Genomic DNA, 232 nt, shown 5'->3' on the forward strand with positions numbered 1-232 from the left:
ATTGCAGGGTGTCGATCAGCCGTTGCAGCGCGGCAGTGGCGGTGTACGGCTTGCCCGCCGTGCCGTCACCGCCCGGTGCCTCGCTGTCGATCAACGTCAGCGAAGCCACTTCGCGCCCGGCCGCCTGCAACTGCGCGGCCATGGCATGCGCGACCCAGCCGCCGAACGAATGACCGATCAGGTGCAGCGGCCCCTGCGGGTGGATCTGCTCGATGGCTTGCAGGTAGGACGC

At 69.0% G+C, this 232-nt stretch carries 1 protein-coding gene; it reads right to left on the reverse strand.

The features are described from left to right. Positions 1-232: alpha/beta fold hydrolase (locus ACR9ZK_RS23720; RefSeq protein WP_481344358.1), on the reverse strand; the 232-nt coding region annotated here is incomplete at both ends.

It is taken from the genome of Monashia sp. HAY1-5C (assembly GCF_056755255.1).